This is a genomic window from Gilvimarinus sp. 1_MG-2023 (genome assembly GCF_030548285.1).
Genome location: NZ_JAUOSC010001238.1, coordinates 1 through 258 on the forward strand (window position 1 = coordinate 1; position 258 = coordinate 258).

General features: G+C 45.0%; 1 protein-coding gene. It reads left to right on the forward strand.

What is annotated here, in order from left to right; genetic code table 11:
• Window positions 1–27 precede the first annotated feature (27 nt).
• Window positions 28–258 (forward strand): hypothetical protein (locus Q4563_RS20820; RefSeq protein ID WP_303605873.1); only part of this gene is annotated, 231 nt, incomplete at its 3' end.

Consider the following 258-nt stretch of genomic DNA (forward strand, 5'->3'; position numbering starts at 1 on the left):
ACAGTTTGGTATCTTGCGCAGCGAATTTTGTGGGATCAAACCCGTGATTCACAATACGTTTACCAGGTTTACACTGTCTCTGATGCGACGGTCAGAGAGGCCGCACTGCTTAAGTTTTTGCGACTGGTAGGGGCGTCCAGTATATTTTTGATGGTTGGTATAGCGATTGTTTTTTATTATCAACGTTCGCTATCGAGCCAGCGTCAAATCGCCTGTTTGCAGGTGCATTATAAAGCCATTGTGAACAGCACATTAGAC